General features: G+C 61.4%; 22 protein-coding genes and 1 pseudogene. 7 read left to right on the top strand and 16 right to left on the bottom strand.

Annotated features, from left to right (window positions below; translation table 11 throughout):
- Positions 1 to 357 precede the first annotated feature (357 nt).
- Positions 358 to 720, bottom strand: coding sequence for a hypothetical protein (locus ACFHWW_RS33540; RefSeq protein ID WP_379943636.1), 363 nt, complete (start codon positions 718 to 720; stop codon positions 358 to 360).
- A 9-nt stretch (positions 721 to 729) separates the two neighbouring features.
- On the bottom strand, positions 730 to 1,212 hold the full coding sequence (locus tag ACFHWW_RS33535) for an SRPBCC domain-containing protein (RefSeq protein ID WP_018094610.1): 483 nt from the start codon (positions 1,210 to 1,212) through the stop codon (positions 730 to 732).
- A gap of 51 nt (positions 1,213 to 1,263) precedes the next feature.
- Here ACFHWW_RS33535 and ACFHWW_RS33530 point away from each other — a divergent pair, with 51 nt between their 5' ends.
- From ACFHWW_RS33530 to rkpK, 3 genes are all read left to right on the top strand, one after another.
- Positions 1,264 to 1,596: an ArsR/SmtB family transcription factor gene (locus tag ACFHWW_RS33530; protein ID WP_379943634.1), complete on the top strand. Its 333-nt coding sequence runs from the start codon at positions 1,264 to 1,266 to the stop codon at positions 1,594 to 1,596.
- 71 nt (positions 1,597 to 1,667) lie between these two features.
- Positions 1,668 to 2,693: an NAD-dependent epimerase gene (locus ACFHWW_RS33525; RefSeq protein ID WP_379943632.1), complete on the top strand. Its 1,026-nt coding sequence runs from the start codon at positions 1,668 to 1,670 to the stop codon at positions 2,691 to 2,693.
- 146 nt (positions 2,694 to 2,839) lie between these two features.
- Positions 2,840 to 4,153: a UDP-glucose 6-dehydrogenase gene (gene rkpK, locus ACFHWW_RS33520; RefSeq protein ID WP_018094607.1), complete on the top strand. Its 1,314-nt coding sequence runs from the start codon at positions 2,840 to 2,842 to the stop codon at positions 4,151 to 4,153.
- 85 nt (positions 4,154 to 4,238) lie between these two features.
- On the opposite strand, the gene ACFHWW_RS33515 is transcribed toward rkpK, so the two are convergent.
- From ACFHWW_RS33515 to cfa2, 3 genes are all read right to left on the bottom strand, one after another.
- The gene (locus ACFHWW_RS33515; RefSeq protein ID WP_100672057.1) at positions 4,239 to 4,553 is read right to left on the bottom strand and encodes a hypothetical protein; all 315 of its coding nucleotides are present in this window, start codon (positions 4,551 to 4,553) and stop codon (positions 4,239 to 4,241) included.
- Positions 4,554 to 4,793: 240 nt separating this feature from the next.
- Complete coding sequence (locus ACFHWW_RS33510; RefSeq protein WP_379943629.1) at positions 4,794 to 7,100, bottom strand: Tex family protein; 2,307 nt, start codon at positions 7,098 to 7,100, stop codon at positions 4,794 to 4,796.
- A gap of 149 nt (positions 7,101 to 7,249) precedes the next feature.
- Positions 7,250 to 8,506 carry a cyclopropane-fatty-acyl-phospholipid synthase gene (cfa2, locus tag ACFHWW_RS33505; protein WP_275596549.1) on the bottom strand — a complete coding sequence of 419 codons (1,257 nt, stop codon included), beginning with the start codon at positions 8,504 to 8,506 and terminating at the stop codon, positions 7,250 to 7,252.
- 570 nt (positions 8,507 to 9,076) lie between these two features.
- Here cfa2 and ACFHWW_RS33500 point away from each other — a divergent pair.
- Complete coding sequence (locus ACFHWW_RS33500) at positions 9,077 to 10,075, top strand: glycerophosphodiester phosphodiesterase family protein (protein WP_100672054.1); 999 nt, start codon at positions 9,077 to 9,079, stop codon at positions 10,073 to 10,075.
- Between the two features lie 222 nt (positions 10,076 to 10,297).
- Here ACFHWW_RS33500 and era read toward each other — a convergent pair whose 3' ends face one another.
- From era to rpoZ, 8 genes are all read right to left on the bottom strand, one after another.
- Positions 10,298 to 11,227, bottom strand: coding sequence for a GTPase Era (gene era / locus ACFHWW_RS33495; RefSeq protein ID WP_026168570.1), 930 nt, complete (start codon positions 11,225 to 11,227; stop codon positions 10,298 to 10,300).
- Between the two features lie 8 nt (positions 11,228 to 11,235).
- Positions 11,236 to 11,952 (bottom strand): ribonuclease III, encoded by a 717-nt coding sequence (gene rnc, locus ACFHWW_RS33490; protein WP_018094599.1) that lies wholly within the window; start codon positions 11,950 to 11,952, stop codon positions 11,236 to 11,238.
- Positions 11,952 to 12,695 (bottom strand): signal peptidase I, encoded by a 744-nt coding sequence (gene lepB, locus ACFHWW_RS33485; protein ID WP_324763126.1) that lies wholly within the window; start codon positions 12,693 to 12,695, stop codon positions 11,952 to 11,954. The genes rnc and lepB overlap by 1 nt, the downstream gene beginning before the upstream one ends.
- Before the next feature lie 158 nt (positions 12,696 to 12,853).
- The gene (gene acpS / locus ACFHWW_RS33480) at positions 12,854 to 13,273 is read right to left on the bottom strand and encodes a holo-ACP synthase (protein WP_018094597.1); all 420 of its coding nucleotides are present in this window, start codon (positions 13,271 to 13,273) and stop codon (positions 12,854 to 12,856) included.
- Complete coding sequence (locus ACFHWW_RS33475; protein ID WP_275596553.1) at positions 13,270 to 13,827, bottom strand: DUF2062 domain-containing protein; 558 nt, start codon at positions 13,825 to 13,827, stop codon at positions 13,270 to 13,272. The genes acpS and ACFHWW_RS33475 overlap by 4 nt, the downstream gene beginning before the upstream one ends.
- A 291-nt stretch (positions 13,828 to 14,118) precedes the next feature.
- Entirely contained in the window at positions 14,119 to 14,271 is a 153-nt protein-coding gene (locus tag ACFHWW_RS33470) for a DUF3563 family protein (protein ID WP_018094596.1), read from the bottom strand.
- 157 nt (positions 14,272 to 14,428) lie between these two features.
- Positions 14,429 to 16,654 (bottom strand): bifunctional (p)ppGpp synthetase/guanosine-3',5'-bis(diphosphate) 3'-pyrophosphohydrolase, encoded by a 2,226-nt coding sequence (locus ACFHWW_RS33465; RefSeq protein ID WP_018094595.1) that lies wholly within the window; start codon positions 16,652 to 16,654, stop codon positions 14,429 to 14,431.
- A gap of 102 nt (positions 16,655 to 16,756) precedes the next feature.
- Complete coding sequence (gene rpoZ, locus ACFHWW_RS33460) at positions 16,757 to 17,164, bottom strand: DNA-directed RNA polymerase subunit omega (protein WP_018094594.1); 408 nt, start codon at positions 17,162 to 17,164, stop codon at positions 16,757 to 16,759.
- Positions 17,165 to 17,636: 472 nt separating this feature from the next.
- Here rpoZ and ACFHWW_RS33455 point away from each other — a divergent pair, with 472 nt between their 5' ends.
- On the top strand, positions 17,637 to 18,215 hold the full coding sequence (locus ACFHWW_RS33455; protein ID WP_003527296.1) for an NYN domain-containing protein: 579 nt from the start codon (positions 17,637 to 17,639) through the stop codon (positions 18,213 to 18,215).
- A gap of 221 nt (positions 18,216 to 18,436) precedes the next feature.
- Here the strand turns inward: ACFHWW_RS33455 and smpB are convergent, their stop codons facing one another.
- Positions 18,437 to 18,916, bottom strand: coding sequence for an SsrA-binding protein SmpB (gene smpB, locus ACFHWW_RS33450; RefSeq protein ID WP_003527297.1), 480 nt, complete (start codon positions 18,914 to 18,916; stop codon positions 18,437 to 18,439).
- The gene (dapA, locus tag ACFHWW_RS33445; RefSeq protein WP_018094592.1) at positions 18,916 to 19,800 is read right to left on the bottom strand and encodes a 4-hydroxy-tetrahydrodipicolinate synthase; all 885 of its coding nucleotides are present in this window, start codon (positions 19,798 to 19,800) and stop codon (positions 18,916 to 18,918) included. Before dapA ends, smpB begins: the two co-directional genes overlap by 1 nt.
- A gap of 301 nt (positions 19,801 to 20,101) precedes the next feature.
- On the opposite strand from dapA, the gene ACFHWW_RS33440 reads away from it, so the two are divergent.
- Together ACFHWW_RS33440 and ACFHWW_RS33435 are read left to right on the top strand one after the other, a co-directional pair.
- Positions 20,102 to 22,147, top strand: a complete 2,046-nt coding sequence (locus ACFHWW_RS33440) for a transglycosylase SLT domain-containing protein (RefSeq protein WP_379943623.1) — start codon at positions 20,102 to 20,104, stop codon at positions 22,145 to 22,147.
- Positions 22,148 to 22,311: 164 nt separating this feature from the next.
- On the top strand, positions 22,312 to 22,800 hold the full coding sequence (locus tag ACFHWW_RS33435; RefSeq protein ID WP_379943621.1) for a BA14K family protein: 489 nt from the start codon (positions 22,312 to 22,314) through the stop codon (positions 22,798 to 22,800).
- Between the two features lie 149 nt (positions 22,801 to 22,949).
- Here ACFHWW_RS33435 and ACFHWW_RS33430 read toward each other — a convergent pair.
- Positions 22,950 to 23,030: pseudogene (locus tag ACFHWW_RS33430) on the bottom strand (GIY-YIG nuclease family protein); the annotation flags it as partial.
- Positions 23,031 to 23,266: the final 236 nt, after the last annotated feature.

The raw sequence follows: 23,266 nt of genomic DNA, 5'->3' as shown, positions 1-23,266 counted from the left end.
GATAATCTGCTCCACGGACGGTCTCCCTCGATTGATATCTTAACGACTCACTCTGGCACATTGCGATGCCGTTGGGAGCCGTCCACCCCAACAGTGCTCGTCACAGGGATGAGAGCAGCGCCGCGTCCGCGGCGCGGGAAGAGTTCTTTCAGCCCAAGGACTTGGTCTGGCTGGATTCCTGTGACAAGCACAGGAATGAGGAAATCAAACAAGCCGCCGCGGGTGGCCCGAATCTCAACAGGTCTTGGAGCACTTCCAGGCAAAGTGTGTAACGGTTTTCCGCCCGGAAGCGCGTTGGATCAAATGCTTAGAGCATTTCAGTGTTTCCATGAAACACGTTGAAATGCTCTCACTCGCTTACCAGGCATCCGGCTCGCGCACGAGGTGCACGATATTGGCGGGGTTCATGATCCATCCGCCGCGGAAGCCCTCGCCCAATTCCTCGACCTGGTCGCAGCGCACGACCTTGTGCGCTGCGAGACGATCGAGGGCTGCCTCGTGATCTTCGGTAAAGAGTTCCAGCCATATTTCCGCCTGGCTGTAATGCGGCGCTTCGTCTATCCACAAACGATTGGGGCCGAGAACGAAGCCTTTCGCCGGTGCCTTTTCGTCGAAAGGCGTGAGACCGACGACGTCGCGGTAGAAGGCGATCACCGCTTCGTATTGATGGCTCGGAACTTTCATGGCGATGTTGATACCGCCCTTGATTTCGGTGGACATCGCCCCCTCCTACAGTTGCGGCTCGAGTGCCGGCTTGCCGGAGAGTTCGCTCACATAATAGCCCTCCCGCAAATTGATGCCGTATTCGACCCAAGCCTTCATGCAGGCGAGCATCTGCGACCAGCCCTCGCAATTGAGATAGGAGCTCTTCTGCCCCTGTTCGTTTTCCCGCCAGCCGCTCTCGGCGATCGTCACCATGGTGGCGCCGTCGTCGAGCGACTGAAAGCGCATTTCAACCCGCGTCTGGTAGGGAGACTCGCCCTCACCGGTCATGGCATCCCAGCAAAAGACGATCCGCTCGTTAGGCTCCACTGCCTCGACCTTGATGGGAACCTCGCCCCACCACGTCACGGTGGTGCCGGCAACCAGCGGTCCGCTGATGCCGCCGAGCGTTACGAAATAGCGGCTGAGCTGATCCGGGTTTACCACCGCGTCGAAGACCTGCTCGACGGGACGGGCAATACGTCCATTCACACGAAATTCGAATGCCATGACGTCCTCCTCACGATTGTATCAGTGGATAATATGTTATAAAAACATAACATGTCAAACGATTCGAAAGACGATGCGGTTTTCAAAGCGCTGGCGAACGGCTTGCGGCGACGGATGCTCGACGCGCTGAAGGAGAAACCGCAAACGACGGGCATGCTCTGCGAGCTCTTCCCGAACCTGGATCGCTGCACGGTGATGCAGCACCTGAAGGTTCTGGAGGAGGCCGATCTCGTTCTCGCCAGGCGCGAGGGCCGCGAGCGGTGGAACCACCTGAACGCCTTGCCCATCCGTGCCATTCACGATCGTTGGATCAGTCAGTATGCCGGCCACGCAATGTCCGTTCTGACAGCCCTCCAACGTGAGCTCGACGAGCCCCGCGGTTGACGGAATTGACTTTTCATCGGCCAGCTTTCTGCGTATGAACTGTGGAGTGGGGCAAACTGGGGGAAATCGTCATGCGTTACCTCATCACCGGCACTGCAGGATTCATCGGTTTTCATGTTGCAAAACGACTGATCGACGAGGGGCATTTCGTCGTCGGATTCGACGGCATGACGCCCTATTACGACGTGACGCTGAAAGAGCGCCGACACGCGATCCTTCAGCGCTCCAACGGCTTCAAGGCGGTGACGGCCATGCTCGAGGACAGGGCCGCACTGGACCGCGCGGCGGAGCTTGCCGAGCCGGAAGTCATCATCCACCTCGCCGCCCAGGCAGGCGTCCGCTACAGCCTCGAAAACCCGAAAGCCTATGTGGACGCAAATCTCGTCGGGTCGTGGAACATGCTCGAGCTCGCCAAGGCGATCGCACCGAAGCACCTGATGCTCGCCTCCACCTCTTCGATCTACGGCGCCAACGAGAAGATCCCGTTTGCCGAAGCGGACCGGGCCGACGAACCCATGACGCTCTATGCCGCGACGAAGAAGTCGATGGAGTTGATGGCGCACAGCTATGCGCATCTCTACAAGGTGCCGACCACCGCCTTCCGCTTCTTCACCGTTTACGGCCCCTGGGGGCGGCCGGACATGGCGCTCTTCAAATTCGTCGACGCCATAGACAACGGCCGGCCGATCGACATTTATGGCCAGGGCCGGATGAGCCGGGACTTCACCTATATCGACGATCTCGTCGAAAGCATCGTCCGGCTGTCGCATATTGCGCCTTCGGAGGAGAACCGGGTGGCACCGGAAAAGGCCACGGACACGCTTTCGCGCCATGCGCCGTTCCGCGTCGTCAATACCGGCGGTGGCCAGCCGGTAGAGTTGATGACCTTCGTCGAAACGGTCGAGAAGGCTGTGGGGCGTCCGGCGGTCCGCAACATGCTGCCGATGCAGCAGGGCGACGTACCGCGCACCTTCGCTTCGCCGGACCTGCTCGAAGCCCTGACCGGGTTCAAGCCATCCGTTTCGGTCGAGGAAGGCGTTGCGCGCTTCGTCGAGTGGTATGAACAGAATTATCGCCGTGCACCCACGACCGTCTGATGGTAAAACAAACGATATTTGTGCGAAGCGCATGCTTCCGCACGCAATTGCAATTTGGTTTTTCTTTACTTTTTTCTCGATGACATCCTTTTATTAGATAAAACTTAATTGATCAGCGTTCTCAAGAACAATCAAAGGAAAAGCGGATGAAAATCACGATGATCGGTGCCGGCTATGTCGGCCTTGTTTCCGGTGTTTGCTTTGCGGATTTCGGCCATGACGTCGTCTGCGTCGACAAGGACGAAGGCAAGATCTCGGCGCTGAAGAAGGGTCAGATTCCCATCTTCGAACCCGGGCTGGACCATCTCGTCGCCAGCAACGTCGCGTCCGGGCGCCTGAATTTCACCGATGATCTCAAGACCGCCGTGGCCGCCAGCGACGTCGTTTTCATTGCCGTCGGAACGCCGTCGCGGCGCGGTGACGGACATGCGGATCTTTCCTATGTTTACGCAGCTGCACGCGAAATCGCTGCCAACCTTCAGGGCTTTACCGTCGTGGTGACCAAGTCCACGGTTCCGGTCGGTACCGGAGACGAGGTCGAGCGCATCATCCGCGAAACCAACCCTGCGGCTGACGTCACCGTCGTCTCCAACCCGGAATTCCTGCGGGAAGGCGCCGCGATCGAGGACTTCAAACGGCCCGACAGGATCGTGATCGGGGTCGACGGCAGTGACGGTCGCGCGCGAGAGGTAATGACGGAGGTCTATCGGCCGCTCTATCTCAATCAGTCGCCGCTCGTATTCACGACACGCCGCACGTCGGAACTGATCAAATATGCCGGCAACGCCTTCCTGGCGATGAAGATTACCTTCATCAACGAGATTGCCGATCTCTGCGAGAAAGTCGGTGCCAATGTGCAGGACGTCGCCCGCGGCATCGGGCTGGACGGCCGCATCGGGTCGAAGTTCCTGCATGCCGGGCCGGGATATGGCGGCTCCTGCTTCCCCAAGGACACATTGGCGCTGGTTAAAACCGCGCAGGACCACGACACCCCCGTGCGGCTCGTCGAAACCACGGTCGCCGTCAACGACAACCGCAAGCGGGCGATGGGACGCAAGGTGATCGCGGCGGCCGGCGGCGATATCCGCGGCTCCAAGATTGCAGTCCTCGGCCTGACCTTCAAGCCGAATACCGACGACATGCGCGACAGCCCTGCGATCGCGGTCGTTCAGGCGTTGCAGGACGCAGGCGCCCGCGTCACCGGCTACGACCCGGAAGGAATGGAAAACGCGCGCAAGCTGATAGAGGGCCTGGACTGCGCGAGCGATCCCTATGAAGCGGCGGCCGAGGCGGACGCTCTGGTGATTATCACGGAATGGAACGAATTCCGGGCGCTGGATTTCGACCGTTTGAAATCCGCCATGAAGACACCCCTGCTCGTCGATCTGCGCAACATCTATCGCAAGGACGAGGTCGCAAGGCACGGCTTCCGCTATGCGAGCATCGGCAGGCCGGACTGACCGGCACCGCACCGTCGCATTCAATGGTCAGCAGAGGGAAGCTGCACGGGCTTCCCTCTGCGCGTCTCGCGCAGGAGGCTGGCGGTCAGGCCTTCGGGCCGACCTGGATGACCTGTTCCCAGCTTTTTCCGGCAAGGAAGACGCAGCTGCGGCCGGAAACATCGGTCACGATCAAAGTCCAACTGCCGCCGTCGGCCGCATAGAGTTCCATCACCGCTTGCGGATTGATCTGCCCGAACGCGGCCTGCTTTTCTTGATATTGTCGAGCCAGCAGCTCGATGACCTGCGAACGCTCAGCGCAATTCACAACGGCCTGTGAGTCTGCCGCATGGGGGTAGGCTGTCACTGCGGCCGTCAGAAGGACGGCAAGAGAAAGGCCGCGGACCACATTGCGTACCATGACGCACCTCCTTTAGCCGGGAAGCCCCGGCGGAAGAGGATTTCCGCTGACCTGTTCCGCCGTATACCGGCATTCGATGGTCGACACCTTCACGAGACGGAGCAATGTCGCCATCTGAAAAGTGTGACGGAGGCGGGTTACATCTCAGTTGGCTAAATTATCGAACGCAACCTCAGCCATCACACGAGCATCGATGCTCGGGTAACGATCCTTCCATGCGGGCCGTTCCATCGAACGCTCTCATTTTTTCTTCATCGCCGCCATCAGCGCCGCACCGAACGCGCCCTGCGCCGGCTCCTGCGGTGTTTGCGACCGAGCCGTCCCGCCCCGGTTCCCGCCCTTCGGTGTCGCCCCTCTCGGCTCGCGGGGCGTATCGGCGCTACCTTCCTTTCGCATGGAGAGCCCGATGCGCTTGCGCGCGACGTCGACCTCCGTGACGCGGACCTGCACGACGTCACCCGCCTTGACGACCTCATGCGGATCCTTGACGAAGCGGTCGGCCAATTGCGAAACGTGGACGAGGCCGTCCTGGTGCACGCCGATATCGACGAAGGCGCCGAACGCTGCGACATTGGTCACCGTGCCCTCGAGCCGCATTCCGACTTTCAGATCCTTGATGTCGTCCACGCCTTCCGCGAAGGTGGCCGTCTTGAAGCTCGGGCGCGGATCGCGACCCGGTTTCTCGAGTTCGGCCAGGATGTCCTTGACCGTCGGCAGGCCGAAGCGCTCGTCGACGAAAATGCGCGGATCGAGTTTTTTCAGCTCGGCGCTGTCTGCCATCAGCGAGCGCACGTCCCGCCCGCAGACTGCAACGATCTTCTTGGCAACGCCATAGGCCTCCGGATGCACCGCAGACGCGTCGAGCGGCTCGGAACCGTTCGGTATCCGCAGAAAGCCGGCGCACTGCTCGAAGGTGCGGGCGCCGAGACGCGGCACTTTCAAAAGTTCCTGGCGGCTGGCGAAGGCCCCCATCGCATCGCGGTGCGCGACAATTGCCTCGGCCGAGGACTTGCCCAGTCCGGAGACACGCGCCAGGAGGGGCGCCGAGGCGGTGTTGAGATCGACCCCGACGGCGTTTACCGCATCCTCGACAACGGCGTCGAGCGAGCGGCTGAGCTTCGACTGATCGACGTCGTGCTGGTACTGGCCGACGCCGATCGATTTCGGTTCGATCTTGACGAGCTCGGCCAGCGGATCCTGCAGCCTGCGGGCGATCGAAACGGCGCCCCGCAGGGAAACGTCGAGGCCCGGAAACTCGGCAGCCGCCGTCTCCGAAGCGGAATAGACCGATGCACCCGCTTCGGACACGATCACCTTGGTAGGCTTCGGCGCCGGCATGGCAGCGAGCATGTCTGCGACGAGTTTCTCCGTCTCACGGCTACCGGTGCCGTTGCCGATCGCAATCAGTTCCACCTTATGCTTGCGCACGAGCGCCGCAAGCTCTGCCTGGGCCCCGCGAATGTCGTTCTTCGGCGGAAAGGGATAGACCGTGGCGGTGTCGAGCAGCTTGCCTGTGCCGTCGACCACCGCGACCTTGACGCCGGTGCGGATCCCGGGATCGAGGCCCATGGTCGCGCGCGAGCCCGCGGGCGCCGCGAGCAGCAGGTCCTTGAGATTGCGTGCGAAGACGCGGATTGCCTCTTCTTCCGCACGCTCGCGCAGCTCGCGCATCAGGTCCAGCGACAGCGAAAGCGAAAGCTTGACTCGCCATGTCCAGCCGATGACCTCCAGCAGCCATCTGTCGCCGGGCAACCGATCGCCAACATTGTAGGTCGCCGCGATCATCCGCTCGGTCGGCCTGTGCGAAGGCGCGGCCTCCTGATCGACCACGATATCGACCGAGAGGACCTCTTCGTTCCAACCGCGCAGCATCGCCAATGCGCGGTGCCCGGCCACCGTCGCCCAGCGCTCGGAGTGGTCGAAATAGTCCGAGAATTTGGCGCCGGACTCCTGCTTGCCGTCCACGACCCGAGCGCGCAGGAAGGCTGCCTCCCGCATATAGTTCCGCAACCGCCCGAGAAGGTCGGCGTTCTCGGTCATGGCCTCGGCGATGATATCGCGGGCGCCATCGAGTGCGGTCTTGACGTCCGGCACATCGGCGGTGAGGAAGGCGGCCGCGCGTTCGGCCGGCGCGATCGAGCGATCGGAAAGAATTGCTTCGGCCAGTGCACCCAGCCCACGTTCGCGTGCGATTTCCGCCTTGGTGCGGCGCTTCGGCTTATAGGGCAGGTAAATGTCTTCGAGTTCCGCCTTGGTAACCGCGCCGGCGATCTTGCCTTCGAGCTCGTCGGTCATCTTGCCCTGGCCGCGGATCGAATCGACAATCGACGCCCGTCGCGCTTCAAGCTCGCGCAGATAGGTAAGCCGCTCCGACAGGACGCGCAGTTGCGTGTCGTCGAGACCGCCGGTGACCTCCTTGCGATAGCGCGCGATGAAAGGCACCGTCGCTCCGCCGTCCAGCAATTCGACTGCCGCTGTGACCTGGGCGGCGGTCGCCTTGATTTCGCTGGCAATGATTGCGGCGATGGGCTTTGCGGTCGTGACCATTCTCTCGTTCCGTTTCCTGTTTCGGCCGGACCATACTGGCGCAGACCATCAAGGCCAAGTGAAGGCCGATGGCCGCCCGGGCGAACTCCACAGAAGATCAGGAGACGGTGCCGTCGTGGGGGCGGATGAGGAGGCTTTCGCCCGCCCCCTCAGACCGCGACGAGTTCCAGCCGTTCGCGGGTCTTTTCAAATTCCAGCAATTCGCGCTCCTTGATGGCGATATAGTCGCGCGACACCGGCACTGTCGCGAGTGACGGCGAGAGCTGGAGCTGGAAGACAAAATGCTTGTCGTAGAGGAAGGCCGTTTCCGAGGCGGCGAGATAGAACTCCCACATACGGAAAAAGCGCTCGTCATAAAGCCTGACCGCCTCGTCCCGCTGCGCCAGGAAACGCTCGCGCCAGGCCCTGAGCGTCCAGGCGTAATGCAGCGGCAGAATCTCGATGTCCTTGACGAGCAGGCGGTTGCTCTCGACCCGTGGCAATACCTCCGACAGGGCGGGAATGTAGCCGCCGGGGAAGATATACTTTTCGATCCACGGGTTGGTCGCCCAGGGTTTGTAGATCTGCCCGATCGAATGCAGCAGCATCACGCCGTCCGGCTTCAGCAGTTCTTTCATCTTGCGGAAGAAATTGCCGTAATTGCCGATGCCGACATGTTCGAACATGCCGACGGAGACGATGCGGTCGAATTGCCTTCCCTGCATGGTGCGATAGTCCTGCAGCTCGAAACGCACCCGGTCCGAAAGCCCGCGCCTTGCGGCGCGTTCGCGCGAGACCTTCAACTGCTCTTCGCTGAGCGTGATGCCCGTGACTTCCACACCCGACGACTCGGCGAGGTACATCGCCATGCCGCCCCAGCCGGAACCCACTTCCAGTACCTTCTGGCCGGGCTCGAGCAGCAGCTTTGCCGCTATGTGCCGCTTCTTGGCGCGTTGCGCCTCGTCAAGCGAAATACCCGGCGGATGGAAATAGGCACAGGAATATTGCCAGTCCTCGTCAAGGAAGAGATTGAAGAGCTTGCCGTCCAGATCGTAATGGTGGGCGACGTTGTAGCGGTTGCGGTTTACCGGCAGCCGGCTCTTCATCTGCTGGCGAAAGATGTGTCCCAGCGCGACGATCGAATTGGTGAAGGTTGCCGCCTTGTCGAGATCATTGCTCTTGACGATGGCCAGCACGTCGAAAATATCGCCCTCCTCCACGAGAACGCGACCGTCCATGTACATTTCGCCGAATTTCAGCCCTGGATCGTGAAGAACGGCTTTTTCCGCTCCGGCATCAGCGAAACGGATGGCCGCCGGCTTGCCCGTACCATCGCCCAGAACCACCTTTTCACCCGACGAGAAAACGACCGTCAGCTTGCCTTTCTCGACAAGCCGGCGAAGTAGATTCAACAAACCCGCATTCATATCCTACCTCAGCTCAGACCTAAACGAACCATCGGTTCCTTCACAGGGGGAGCGGGTGAGCGGCTGGTCGGCTTCAGGGCAGACATGCGGCAGCTTGGAGGCGGGCGGCCACATCCGGAAGCGGCGAGAAACCGGCTCGAGCGCGACCTCACGGTTTCCGGCGAGTCCTCGCGAAACAAGCAAGGACCAGTTGCGGGAATTCGTCAGGCCAGCCCATCGGGCTCCTATCCATCAGAACTTCCATTAACTTAGCTGTGTTCGGCGGTTATTCAATGGGGCTTTTTTGTGGCCCCTCAAAGATTTGTTTGCTTAGCAAATTCGAAAGCACTGGGACAAGACCGTCAGCGGGCGCAAACCGGTGCATCGAGGCTATTGCTCTCGCCCCTTCGAAACGAGCTCTCGTCGGATGTTGCGGGGCCGCTTCCGGGCGCCTACCTGCGCTTAGTGGTGGCCGACCGGTCACGGACCCGGTAACAGAGTGGTGCCGGTCCTTGTAACACTCGTACACCAACCGGTAACATCGTCACGCCACATTGTCGCGGCAAGCCCGTCGCGAGAGGAGGATACACGATGAAGAAGATCGCCGTGGTTGCGCTCATCGTCGTCGCCATCGTCTGGCTTCTCAACACGTCGCTTCTGGCGCCGCCTCCCTCCGGCAATGCAAAGATCCTCGCTCATCGCGGCATCCACCAGGTTTTTTCCTCGGAAGGTCTCGACAACGACACCTGTACCGCCGAGCGCATCGAAAAGCCGCGCCACAGCTATCTCGAAAACACGATTGCCTCGATGCGCGCCGCGATGGAGAGCGGCGCCGACGTCGTCGAACTCGACGTCCACCTGACACCGGATCGCCAGTTTGCCGTGTTTCACGACTGGACGCTCGACTGCCGGACGAATGGGAGCGGCGTCACCCAGGACACTCCGATGTCCGAGCTGAAGACACTGGACATCGGCTACGGCTATACGGCCGACGGCGGCAAGTCCTTCCCCTTCCGCGGCCAGGGGGCTGGCCAGATGCCGACGCTGACGGAGGTTTTCAAGGCCCTGCCCGAGGGCCGCTTCCTTATCAATTTCAAGAGCGAGCGGCGGGAGGAAGGAGCGACCCTCGCGGTCCTCCTCCGGTTCCACCCGGAATGGCGCAAACAGGTGTTCGGCGTCTATGGCGGCACCGCTCCGACGCAGGAAACGCTCCGGCTGGTTCCGGGGCTCAGAGGCTATGATCGACAATCCACGATCGCCTGTCTTGGCCGCTATGCCGCCTATGGCTGGACCGGCATCGTACCGGACGCCTGTCGCGATACGCTGATCATCGTGCCGAGTAATTATGCAAGTTTTCTGTGGGGCTGGCCCGACCGGTTCGCGGCCCGCATGCAGGCCGCCGGCAGCGAAATCATCTTGCTTGGCCCTTACAGCGGAGGCGATTTCACCTCCGGCATCGACAGCACCGATGATCTCGCTTTCGTTCCCGAGCGCTTCTCCGGCTACGTCTGGACCAACAGGGCCGAAACAATCGCTCCCCTTCTCGGAAAGCGCCCCGGCGCAGCGACCGACCAGGCCAATCGACAGTAGCCGAAGCGCGCAATCTTCGTCGTGCAAGGGTCAACAGATGTCGACATATGGATTCTCGCGGCCGCCGCCTTTGCTGCTCTCGCTGCATTTTCGGCCGTTGGATGCGCATGATCACGGTTCCGCATCAGTCAGCCATCGCCAAGGCGTTCCAGGAAGAGCTGGTGGATCGGCTGCGGAGCTCGAACGCCGCATGACGTTGAAGAGCGTCTGACGTCCTTTCCGCTATTTCGGGAAGTCGAGCCCCATTTCGCGGAAGCGTTCCGGATCGTCGCCCCAGTTCTCGCGCACCTTGACGAACAGGAAGAGGTGCACCGGCTGCTCGAGAATTTCGGAGATTTCCTTGCGCGCGGCGGTCGAGATCGCTTTGATCGCCTCGCCGCCCTTGCCCAAGGCGATCTTCTTCTGGCTGTCCCGTTCCACGTAGATCACCTGTTCGATGCGCACGGAACCGTCCTTGCGTTCCTCCCATTTCTCCGTTTCCACGTGAGATGCATAGGGAAGCTCCTGATGCAGACGAAGGAAGAGCTTCTCGCGGGTGATCTCGGCCGCCAGCTGGCGCATCGGCAGATCGGAGATCTGATCCTCGGGATAGTACCATGGACCTTCCGGCAGCGTCTCGGCGAGATAATCCATCACGTCTTCGCAGCCGGAACCCGTCAGCGCGGAGATCATGAAGGTGCGCTCGAATGCGACCACTTCGTTCGCAGCGGCCGCAAGCTTCAGCAAATCCTCGCGGCGAACCTGATCGACCTTGTTGAGGACGAGGACCTTCGGCTGATGTACCTCCTTCAGGCCCTCGAGGATCGCCTCCGCGTCACCCTTGATCCCGCGCTCGCTGTCGATCAGCAGCATGATCAGATCGGCGTCCTTGGCTCCGCCCCAGGCCGTGGTGACCATGGCGCGGTCGAGCCGACGCCGCGGCTTGAAGATGCCGGGCGTGTCCATGAAGACGATCTGCGCGCTGCCGTGGATCGCAATGCCGCGGATGATGGCCCGCGTCGTCTGCACCTTGTGGCTGACGATCGACACTTTCGCGCCGACAAGGCGATTGACCAATGTCGACTTGCCGGCATTCGTCGCCCCGATCAGCGCCACGAAGCCCGAGCGCGTCGGCACTGCGCCGGCGGCCGTATCCTTTTGAGTATCCGTCATGATATCCGTCAATTTCCGGCAGAGCGCTTCTGCCACACACCTTCGCGTTCCAGCAATTTCATCGCGGCGACCTGCTCGGCCCCACGCTTGGAACGATCGACCCCCGTCTCCGGCGCGATCCCGTCGACCTCCACCGTCACGGTAAAGCGCGGATCGTGATCAGGCCCGGAACGGTCGTCCGTCCTGTATTTCGGCGCGACACCGAATCTGGCGTGCGCCCATTCCTGCAGTTCCGTCTTGGCGTCCCGCCTGGCGCCGTCTGCGCTTGCGGCTCGATGCGTCCAATGCTCGAGCACGAAACGTCGCGCCGCGTCGAGGCCGCCATCGAGATAGATCGCGGCGATCAGCGACTCTACCACATCGGCGCGCACATTCATCATGTGCTTGCCCGTGATTTTCTTCACATCCGAGCCGGTGCGGATGAATTCGTGCAGCGAGAGCTCATCCGCCACCTTCGCGCAGCTCTCCGCGCTGACGAGCTGGTTCAGACGCACCGAGAGCTCGCCTTCGTTGGCATCGGTGAAGGTCTGGAACAGGAGTTCCGCGACGCAGAGCCCAAGCACCCGGTCACCCAGGAATTCGAGCCGCTGATAGTTGATCGCGCGGCCGCTGCGAGCGCTCGAATGCGTCAGCGCCCGGTCGAGACGTTCCTTCTCGGCGAACCGGTAACCGATCGCGGCCTCGAGCCGCGCCCGGTCCTCCCCGTTCAACGAGCGGCCCTTCATCAGTGGACGACCTTGAATAAACGATCGTAACGCAGGTTCGCCGGCCATTTCCAGATCTGCCGGAACGAGGTGTCGTTGCCGAGCGAGAAGAAGATCAGGCTGGCCCGGCCGACAAGGTTTTCAGCCGGGACGAAGCCGACGTCGAAACGGCTGTCGGCGGAGTTGTCCCGGTTGTCGCCCATCATGAAATAATGACCTGCGGGGACGATGAATTCACGGGTGTTGTCGCCGCGCGAATCGGGGAACTGGTCGAGCGTGTCGTAAGTCATGCCGTTGTCCATCGTCTCGCGATAGACAGGAACGTCGCCGCCCGTGTCGTACTGATCGTCAGCGCGGAACGTGCCGTCCGGCACCCGTTCGATCGGCTTGTCGTTGACGTAGAGAATGCTGTTCCTGACCTGGATGCGGTCGCCCGGCAGGCCTACGAGGCGCTTGATATAGTCGATATCGGGATTGGGCGGGAACCGGAAGACCACGATGTCGCCCCGCTCCGGTTCGCTCGCAAAAATCCTGCCGCTGAAAAGATCCGGCGAAAAGGGCAGCGAGTATTTCGAATAGCCGTAGGCGAACTTGTTGACGAAGATATAGTCGCCGACAAGGAGCGTCGGCATCATCGAGCCGGAAGGGATCGTAAAGGGCTGAAAGAAGACGGTGCGGATGACCACGGCGAGGAGCAGCGCCTGGATGATGACCTTGACGTTCTCCCAGAGACCGCTCTGCTTCGCTTCTGTCTTTTCTGCCACGCTCAGTCTTCCTTGTCATCCTGCCCGGGGGCACCGGGCCTAACGCTTCAACGTTCGTCTGCGCCCGAACTCAAGCGCACGCCGCCCCGCAACTCGATGCTATATGTCGCGGGAATGCCGTGCTTCAAGCGACCGCGGGCCGGTCTTCGGCAAGTGCTCTAAACCGTTCCCTCGGCGGGGGCAACCGGGAGCGCCTCGATAATCACGAAAGCTTGAGCAAGCGGGAAGTCGTCGGTGATGGTCAGATGGATTGCGGCGCGGTGGCCGACCGGCAGCAATTCCTGAAGGCGCGCGGCCGCGCCACCGGTCAGCTGCATCGTCGGCTTCCCGCCAGGCAGGTTCACGACGCCCATATCTTTCCAGAACACGCCTTGAGCCAGGCCGGTGCCCAGTGCCTTGGAACAGGCCTCCTTTGCGGCGAAACGCTTGGCATAGGAGGCCGCACGATTTTTGCGGCCCTCGGATTTGGCGATCTCGATATCGGTGAAGCACCGATTGACGAAACGCTCGCCGAAGCGTTGGAGCGAGTTTTCGATGCGCCTGATATCGATCAGATCGCTGCCGATGCCGATGATCATGTCGGATGTCCGAATTTGTGCGCGCGGGCCTGCCGGCGCCGCTTCTGGAAGAGGCGGGCCGTCTGAAAGGCAAACGGGTAGAATATCAAGGCGCCCGCCGCTGAAAGAGGGAGCGAGCCAATGAGCATCGGCTTGAAGACCGGGCCCCACAGGCTTGCAAAATCGAGATGTTCGATCATCCGCATGATCTCTTGGCCGCCGATCACCTGAGCGGCTTGCGGCTGCGTGAGCATCGTGCCGACCTCGTAGGAAGCCGTCAGGATGACCGGTATCGTGATGGGATTGGCGAGCAGCGTCGTGATCGCGGCTGCGATGAGATTCCCGGAAAACGCCGACGCCAGAAGGACGGCGAGAACGATATGCAGGCCGAAGAACGGCGTCAATGACGACGCAGCACCCGCCGCCACCCCGACGGCGATCGAGTGCGGAGACGAGTTCAGCCGGAGAATTCGAAGGGCAATGTAGCGCGGAGCGCGCGTCAGCCCCTTGCGCGGCCAGAAGAAAGCGCGAAGCCTCTCGGATAGTGTGACCGGTTTTCTGCGCCTGAATAACATTATGCCGTCATGATCGCATTCGAAACCGCCGCCGGCGCAAGACGGACCGCCCGCCTTACGATGGGCGCAAGATAGGCGCCGCACACGCCGTGTGCAAGCTGCTGCATGTTTCCTTCAATCCTTGAAGACTGAGGCGTGCGGCAGATCAAAGCGCTACAGCCGCAGGACACGCAGCGTCGTAAGGCGTCAGACTGAGAGATAAGGCAAGAGAGCCATTCGTAAAACGCATAGCTCAGGCTACCGCCGGGCGCAGCAGCCGTGGCGCGCCTTTCGGGCGCGCCGCATTCGCGATCAGAAGCCCTTCCGGAAAAGGCCGCGGTCGATCTGACGCTGACGGTATTCCAGGTCGATCCGGTCGACGGAGCCATTCAGATAGGCGGTCTCGCGCTCTTCGATGCTCGGAATGTGCAGGGCACGGGTGATTTTCTTCAACTGCTTGAACATGGCAAACCCCTTTCGTTCACCTCCCGATGCGAAAGATAGTTCACCAGCCGAACCACCACCAGTCCCGCGAAGCGTCGGCAGCCATGCAATGAATGCATGGCGCGGCTCATCATTGTTACGAGATGCTTATTTCTGAGGCAGATTGCACGGAAACCGGCTACTCGAAGAGGCGCTTGACCATGGATATGCTCGGCAGCTCCTTGAGCTGCGCCATCAGATGGTTAAGCTGACGCAGGTCCCAGACCTCGAGATCGAACTGCAATTCGCTGAAGTCCGCAGCGACGCGCCCCATGGAAAGCGAACGGATATTGACGTCGGTGGTCGCGATGGCCTGTGCGACCTCTGCCAGCGTGCCGGGCTCGTTCAGGGCGCTGACCGCAATCCTCGCCATGAAACGGCTGTTGTTCGCCTCGTCGAGATCCCAACGAACGTCGATCCAGCGCTCGGGCTCTTCATCGAACTTCTGCAGGATCGGCGACTGGATCGGATAGATGGTGATGCCTTTATCCTTGTCCATGATGCCGACGATGCGATCGCCGGGAACGGCGCCGGCAGGACTGAAATGGACCTCGGCATTGCCGGAGAGGCCACGGATCGGCAGGGCTTCCGGCCCCTCCGCCTGCTCGGCGGCGGCCATTTCCTTCGACCGCTCCGGCAGCTTGAAGATCATGCCCGCGGCGCTGCGCATGTTGAACCAGCCGTCGTCGGCGCTGGGCTTCACGGTCACGCGCTCGTCCTGATGATCGGGAAACACCGCGCGCAGAACGTCGAGCGAGGAGAGTTCGCCGCGCCCGACCGCGGCGATGGCGTCCTCGACGTCCTTCTGTCCGAGCCGGTGCAGCACCGGCTTCAAAGCCTCGCGCGAAAAGGTCTTGCCCGCCCGTTCGAAGGTGCGTTCGAGGATGCGATAGCCGAGGCCGGCATATTGCTTGCGGATGGCGGCGCGCGTCGCGCGGCGGATGGCGGCCCGCGCCTTGCCCGTGACGACGATCTCTTCCCAGGCCGGCGGCGGCACCTGAATACCCGAGCGGATGATCTCCACCTCGTCACCGTTGTTGAGCCGCGTCACCAGCGGCATGATGCGACCGTTGATCTTGGCCCCGACGCAGGTGTCGCCGATATTCGTATGCACGGCATAGGCAAAGTCGATCGGGGTGGCGCCGCGCGGCAGCGCTATCAGTTGCCCCTTCGGTGTGAAGCAGAAGACCTGATCCTGGAAGAGCTCGAGCTTGGTGTGCTCGAGAAACTCCTCCGGATTGTCGCCCTCGGCGAGCGATTCGATCGTGCGGCGCAGCCAGGAATAGGCATTCGATGTCGGAGTGCGCGTCAGGTCACCGGAAACGGTGTCGCGATCCTTGTAGAGTGCGTGGGCCGCGATACCGTATTCGGCGATCTCATGCATGCGCTTCGTGCGTATCTGCAGTTCGATGCGCTGGCGCGACGGGCCGATGATCGTCGTATGAATCGATTGATAGTCGTTCTGTTTCGGGGTCGAGATGTAGTCCTTGAAGCGTCCCGGCACGACACGCCAGCGGGTGTGCACGATACCGAGCGCGCGATAGCAGGACGGAATGTCGTTGACGATGATGCGAAAGCCCCAGACATCCGAGAGCTGCTCGAAGGAGAGCGATTTCGACTGCATCTTGCGGAAAACCGAATAGGGCTTCTTCTGGCGCCCCCTCACCTGTGATTCCGTAAGCCCCTCGGCCTGAAGGAGCTCGCTCAGTTCCTCCTCGATCTTCTTGATCAGCCCCTCATTGCGCTCGGAGAGCTCCTGGAGGCGCCTGGTAACGGTCTCGTAAGCCTCCGGATTGATGTGCCGGAAGGACAGGTTCTCCAGCTCCTCGCGCATGTCCTGCATGCCCATGCGCCCTGCCAGGGGCGCATAGATGTCCATCGTCTCCTCGGAGATGCGCGCGCGCTTTTCGGCCGACATGTGGTCGAGGGTGCGCATATTGTGGAGGCGATCGGCAAGTTTGACCAGGAGCACGCGAACGTCGTCCGAAATGGCGAGCAGCAGCTTCCGAAGATTTTCCGCCTGCTTGGCCTTCTTGGTCACGAGGTCGAGCTTCTTGATCTTGGTGAGGCCTTCGACCAAGGCGCCGATATCCTCGCCGAAGAGATCGTCGATCTCCTGCCGCGTCGCGGTCGTATCCTCGATCGTGTCGTGCAGCAGCGCGACGGCGATCGTGGATTCGTCCAGATGCATCTCGGTCAGGATCGCCGCCACTTCCAGGGGATGGGAGATGTAAGGATCGCCGCTTGCCCGCTTCTGCTGCCCGTGCTTCTGCATGGCGTAGACATAGGCCTTGTTCAGCAGCGCCTCGTTGACGTCGGGCTTGTATTTTTGCACGCGCTCAACGAGCTCGTATTGGCGCATCATCCGCTAGCGGCTCCGTGAAATCAGGCAAATAAAAAAGTGCGCCAATCATATGAGTGGCGCACTGCTTCGATAACACGTCGGAACGTTGTTCCGGAACGAATCTCAGTAGTCGTCGCTCTTTTCCGGAGGAACGAGGCCTTCGATGCCGGCCAGCAGTTCTTCTTCGGACATGCGGTCGAAGGTCAGCGCTTCCGGCTGGTCTTCCTCTTCGGCGGCCTCAGCGAAGGCAGGCGCTGCTTCCGTCTGGGCGAGCGATGCCGGATCGGGTTCCGGCTCGTCCACTTCCACATGCTTCTGCAGCGAGTGGATCAGGTCCTCCTTCAGGTCGCCGGGCGACAGGGTTTCATCGGCGATCTCGCGCAGTGCAACGACCGGATTCTTGTCGTTGTCGCGGTCGACCGTAATCGGGGCACCCTGGGAAACCAGGCGTGCGCGGTGGCTGGCAAGAAGGACGAGTTCGAAACGGTTTTCGACCTTGTCGATGCAGTCTTCGACGGTGACGCGGGCCATGGCCTGTCCTTTACGACTCAAGAGATGCGGCGGCATTGCCGCGGCAGGTTTAACGACGCGAAACCGGAACGTCCGCTGACATGCGGCTCCATCAGCTCCGATTTCTGGAATTAGGCGTCCGATACAATCAAAACGGCATAAGTTCAAGTTTTTCCTGCATCCGGCTCACGTCATTGCCCGGAGCATGATAAAATGCCACGTCTGTGGAACGCTCCCATAGGGTCACAGACATCGCCTGTATTTCGTGATAATTTCGAATACGTATCCAGCAACAATTATAGATTGAAAATGTGGACGAACTGCAGCAACTGCTAAAACTAGCTATAGGCGCCGCGCCCTAGTTGGAATAATGCGTTGGCATGACCACATTATTTGCAGATAAGTGAGCTTTAATTTAATCCGCCAATTGTAAGCGTGACGCTCCGCGGGGTTGGTCCGGTCACTGTGCAGGGTACGGAAAAAGGAAGTAACGATGTTCGATCCTCGCGAGAAAATCGCTCTTTTCATCGATGGCGCCAACCTCTACGCCGCGTCGAAGAGCCTCGGCTTCGACATCGATTACCGCAAGCTGCTCAAGGCCTTCCAGAAGCGCGGCTACCTGCTCAGGGCCTACTACTACACCGCACTCATCGAGGACCAGGAATATTCGTCGATCCGCCCGCTGATCGATTGGCTGGACTATAACGGCTATAAGGTCGTGACAAAGCCCGCCAAGGAGTTCACCGATTCCCTCGGACGCCGCAAGATCAAAGGGAATATGGACATCGAGCTGGCGATCGACGCCATGGAGCAGTCCGAATCGGTCGACCACCTGGTGATCTTCTCCGGAGACGGTGATTTCACGACCCTGGTCGAAGCATTGCAGCGCAAGGGCCGAAAGGTTTCCGTGGTCTCGACCATGTCGACGCAGCCGCCGATGATTGCCGACGACCTGCGCCGTCAGGCCGACCACTTCATCGATCTCGCGACGCTCAGAGGAGAGATCGGCCGCGAACCGTCCGAACGCGTTCAGCGCCCTGTCGAGCCGGTCGCCGACGACGTCGAGCTTTAAAGCCTGTCGGGGTTTGTCCTTATCCCTGTGCTTGTCACAGGGATCCGGCCAGACCAAGCCTTGGCTGAAAATGGCTTCTCCGCGCCGCAGACGCGGTATCCGCCGGCATCCCGCTCCAACTCATTGCAATCGATCGCCTTCGTGGTTCAGGTCGACCCGACTTGAGATCATTGTGATCTCTTCTGCCGGATAAAGAGCAAATACCCAGAGATCGACGGGGCTCAGCCGCGCTCCTTGAGGAGCCTGTTCTTCTGCCGGTTCCAATCGCGTTCCTTGGAGGTCTCTCGCTTGTCGTGCAGCTTCTTGCCCTTGCCGAGCGCCAGTTCCAGCTTCGCCCTGCCTCGCTCATTGAAGTATATCCGGAGCGGTATCAGCGACATTCCCTCGCGGTTGACCGCACCCTGCAGACGGTTCACTTCCCTCTTCGACAGGAGCAATTTGCGGCGGCGGCGCGTCTCGTGATTGAAGCGGTTGGCCTGCAGATATTCGGGCAGGTAGGAGTTGATGAGCCAGATCTCGCCGCCTTCGTCGGTCGCGTATGACTCCGCGATATTGGCCTTTCCCTCGCGCAACGACTTGACCTCCGTGCCGGTCAGGACCAGACCGGCCTCGTAGGTGTCGACGATCTCGTAGTTGAAGCGGGCCTTGCGATTTTCCGCGACAACCTTCTTGACCGTGCGTTCGCTGCCTTTCGGTGCCATCAGTTCATCAGCCCTGCATGCCTGAGCGCCGCGTCGATAGCCGACGCCGTGGCCGGCTCAAGCGCCGACAGCAACGGCGAGCGGACAGTAAAGCTCATCCGCCCGAGACGGTTCAACGCATATTTGGCGCCGCAGACGCCCGGCTCAAGGAAGATGGCCTTGTGCAGCGGCATCAATTTGTCTTGAAGCTCCAAGGCCTTGGCATAGTTGCCGGCAAGGGTTGCCTCCTGGAATTCGGCGCACAGGCGCGGAGCGACATTGGCGGTGACGGAGATGCAGCCGACGCCGCCATGCGCATTGAAGCCGAGGGCGGTCGCATCCTCTCCCGAAAGCTGCACGAAAGCCTTGCCGCAGCCTATGCGCTGCTCGGAGACCCTCTCGATCTTTCCGGTCGCATCCTTCACGCCGATGATCGTGGGGTGGGCCTTCGCCAGCGCCGCCATGGTCTCGACGCTCATGTCCACGACGGAACGGCCCGGAATGTTATAGATCACGATCGGCAGCTTCACGCTTTCGGCGATCGCCGCGTAGTGGGCGAAAAGGCCCTTCTGCGTCGGCTTGTTATAATAGGGCGTGACGACGAGGATCGCGTCCGCACCGGCCTTTTCCGCATGCTGCGCAAGCTCGATCGCTTCGATCGTGTTATTGGACCCGGCACCGGCGATAACCGGTACGCGCCGCGCCGACGCCTCTACGCACAGTTCCACGACCTTCTTATGCTCATCGTGGGAAAGCGTCGGAGATTCACCCGTGGTGCCCACCGGCACGAGGCCGTGGCTGCCCTCTTTTATCTGCCACTCCACATGCGCGACGAAACTATCCGCATCAACCGAGCCGGCGGCGGTGAACGGCGTTACGAGTGCGGGAATGGAACCCTTGAACATGCACAACTCCTGACGACCGAGGGCGTAGAATACGCTCACGCTTTGGCCGCAATCGACGGTTAAAAAACTGCCGCACCATAATCATGTGACGTGTCTGCGGCAAGCGCTGAGAGGATGCATTTCGCTTTCGTTTCCGCGCAAACGCCGCCCGTGGGCGGGACCGCAATGGGCCGCCGGGTTTCGGGGATCACGCATGCGCCGGCCGGTCAGCAGTCCGACAGATATGGCTGGGTTTTCGCCGATCGATTGGCTGTAATGGAGCGGCAATGAAGTCGAGGGATGGGGGACCACGGGGCTCGTGATGCGGCGAACAATTTTCCTGCCGGCCGCCGCCATGATCGGTGCGGGGATGCTGGCTTTTTCGGCCGACGCAACCGAGGGCCGGATTCCGGTACCGACGAGCAAGCCGGATGCTGCCGGCAAGATCGGCAGCATCGCAGCCGGCGAACCCTCATCTATCCTCGGCGCCAATCTGAAAAGCGGTCTCGATGCCCTCTCCGATCGGCAGCCGGAAAAGGCGATCGCCGTTCGCGACCGCATGCCGGCAGGAACGCTCGACCGCCATATCCTGGCCTGGGCGATCGCGGTGTCCGGACAGAGGGGCATTCCCTCCTATGACATTGCCGAGGCGCAGCGGGAACTCCAGGGCTGGCCGGGCCTGAAGTCGCTGCGCTCGCATTCGGAACGGGCGCTTTACCGCGAGAACGCTCCCGCCGCCGATGTGGTCGCCGCCTTCGGCACCACCCGGCCCGAGACGGCTGAAGGGGCGATCATCCTTGCACGCGCACTTGCAGCGCTGGGGCAGAGCTCGGCGGCCGCCACGCACCTGCGCGCATTCTGGCTGAGCGAAGCCCTGGACAAGGACACTGAAACGAAGATCCTTTCCGAGTTTTCCGATCTTTTGACGACGGAAGATCACAGGCAGCGGATGGAAATGCTTCTCTACCGCGCCCGCATAGACCAGGCCGAGCGGTTCAGCGATCTCGGCAAGGCGCAATCGCTGTTCCGCGCCTGGGCCGCGGTGACCCGCGGCGGCAGCAACGCTGCCTCGCTCATCGAAGCGGTGGACGCTTCCTGGCGCAGCAGGCCTTCCTACCTCTTCATCCGCATCGAGCATTTACGCAAGCAGCAGAAATACGCCGAGGCGGCCCGGCTTCTCGACCAGATGCCGAAGGACGACGGCGCCCTCGTCAATCCCGGAGAATGGTGGGTCGAGCAACGTATCGTCAGCCGCGGCTTGCTCGACGCCGGCGACTTCCGCGGCGCCTACCGCATCGCCGCCAACCATGCGGCAAGGCGCGCCACGAACCGCGTCGACGCGGAATTCCACGCGGGCTGGTATGCGCTTCGCGGCCTCGAGGAACCCGAGACGGCGGCGCGTCACTTTCGCAGGATCCTCGAGGCATCGAGCCGGCCGATCTCCGGCTCGCGCGCCTGGTATTGGCTGGGGCGCGCCGCCGAAGCGGGCGGCCCCGGCGACGCGCGCGCGTATTTCACCAATGCGGCGCGCTACCCGGCCACCTTCTACGGGCAACTCGCCGCCGCACGCCTCGGCCAGGCGAAACTCGATATGAGCTATCCCTCGCCGACGGAGCAAGACCGCATCCGGCTGGAAGGGCGCGAAGCCGTTACGGCGATCGGCCGGCTCGAAGCTGCCGGCCATGGCTGGCGCGCCGACAGTCTTTATCGGGCGCTTGCCGAGGAACTGACCAGCCCCGGCGAACTTGCGATCCTGGCGGAGCGGGCCGAGAAGGCGGGCAATCACCAACTCTCGCTGCAGATCGGCAAGATCGCCTTCGGGCGCGGCATCGAGGTGGCTGCCCTTGCCTTTCCGATCGGGGTCATTCCGCCGAGCGCCGATATCGACGGGGCAGGCAAGGCGCTCGCCTATGCCATCGCCCGGCAGGAAAGCGCTTTCAACCCGGCCGCTGTTTCGGTGGCGAATGCCCGGGGGCTCCTGCAACTCCTTCCCGGCACGGCCAAGGCCGTCGCCAGCCGCTATGGCCTCGCCTATTCGAAGGACCGCCTGACGAGCGACGTCGGCTATAATGCGACGCTTGGTGCCCATTACCTCGGCGAACAGATCGACAGCTTCGGCGGTTCCTACATCCTCACCTTCATCGCCTATAATGCCGGCCCGCGTCGTGTTCCTGAGTGGCTCGCCCGCTATGGCGATCCACGCGGAAAGCCCATCGACGAGGTCGTGGACTGGATCGAGCGCATCCCCTTCGAGGAGACGCGCAACTATGTCCAGCGGGTGATGGAGAACTACCAGGTTTATAAATCGCGGCTGGGACAGGATACGGACATCGTTGCGGATTTGAGGTTGGGACGCCGTTTGCCTTGAACCGGAGCTGCCGGGGGCAAACCGGACGGTCGCGCCCGACTGCCGGTCCCCGCGGTAGCTCTGCCGAGAGAGGATCACATCATCGTGATCCTTCGGCGGCGTCCGGCACAAAATACGATTTCGGCCATTTTCCCTTTGAAGGGATTACTTTCTCCTGAGAGGAAATGGTGAGGCCAATGAAGACCTTAGCAATTGTTGCCCTGTCGCTGGCCACGGCCATCAGCAGCGTTCCGCCCGCAGAGGCATTTCCGATCGTTCCGGCACCGAAGACGCAGGCTGCCGACGTGCAGTTGGCGCAGTTTCCCGACAGGGCGCGTTGCCCGGGTGTTGGCTGCCCGCGTATGGGACGGGGGCGCTGGCGTGGCGATAGGCATCACTATCGTGGAAATCGCTATTACGGGAACCGTTACCACCACCGTCGCTATTATCGCGATGACGACGACGATCTCGGCGCGTTCTTTGGCGGCCTGGCAGCCGGCGCGATCGTCGGAGGCGTGCTGAGCCAGCCGAGATATGCGGCTCCGAGGTATTACGGCGGCGGCAATGCACATGTCGAATGGTGCTACTCGCGCTATCGCTCGTATAGAGCCTGGGACAATACATTCCAGCCCTATAACGGTCCGCGGCGCCAGTGCTATTCACCCTATAGCTGACGCCACTGCGCGCAGACAAACTAAGGCCTGTTGAGACTCAGGCCATGCGCCGCCGCTTGTTTGATCGCCTCATCCCTGTGCTCGTCACAGGGATGAGGTAGAGAGGGTGCGACCTCTCGGCGCGTTTCATAAACCGTGAAGATAGCGAGGCGGCACGGCAGGTTCCGGGTCACGCCCGCGTACAGCGTACCGCTTCGCTTCGATGCGAGAATGTAGACGTAACCTTCCATCTCGGTCCCTCATTCCTGTGCTTGTCACAGGAATCCAGCCAGACCAAGTCCTTGGGCTGAAAGAACGTTTCCCGCGCCGCAGACGCGACGCCGCTGGATCTCCGTGACAAGCACTGTTGGGGTGGACGGCTCCCAACGGCATCGCAATGTGCCAGAGTGAGTCGTTAAGATATCAATCGAGGGAGACCGTCCGTGGAGCAGATTATCCGAATTGGCATGGATACGTCAAAGAGCGT

This window comes from Sinorhizobium sp. P24N7 (assembly GCF_042436655.1).
GTDB classification, from domain to species: Bacteria; Pseudomonadota; Alphaproteobacteria; order Rhizobiales; family Rhizobiaceae; genus Sinorhizobium; species Sinorhizobium meliloti_A.
This window is presented reverse-complemented; position numbering and strand designations above follow the sequence as displayed.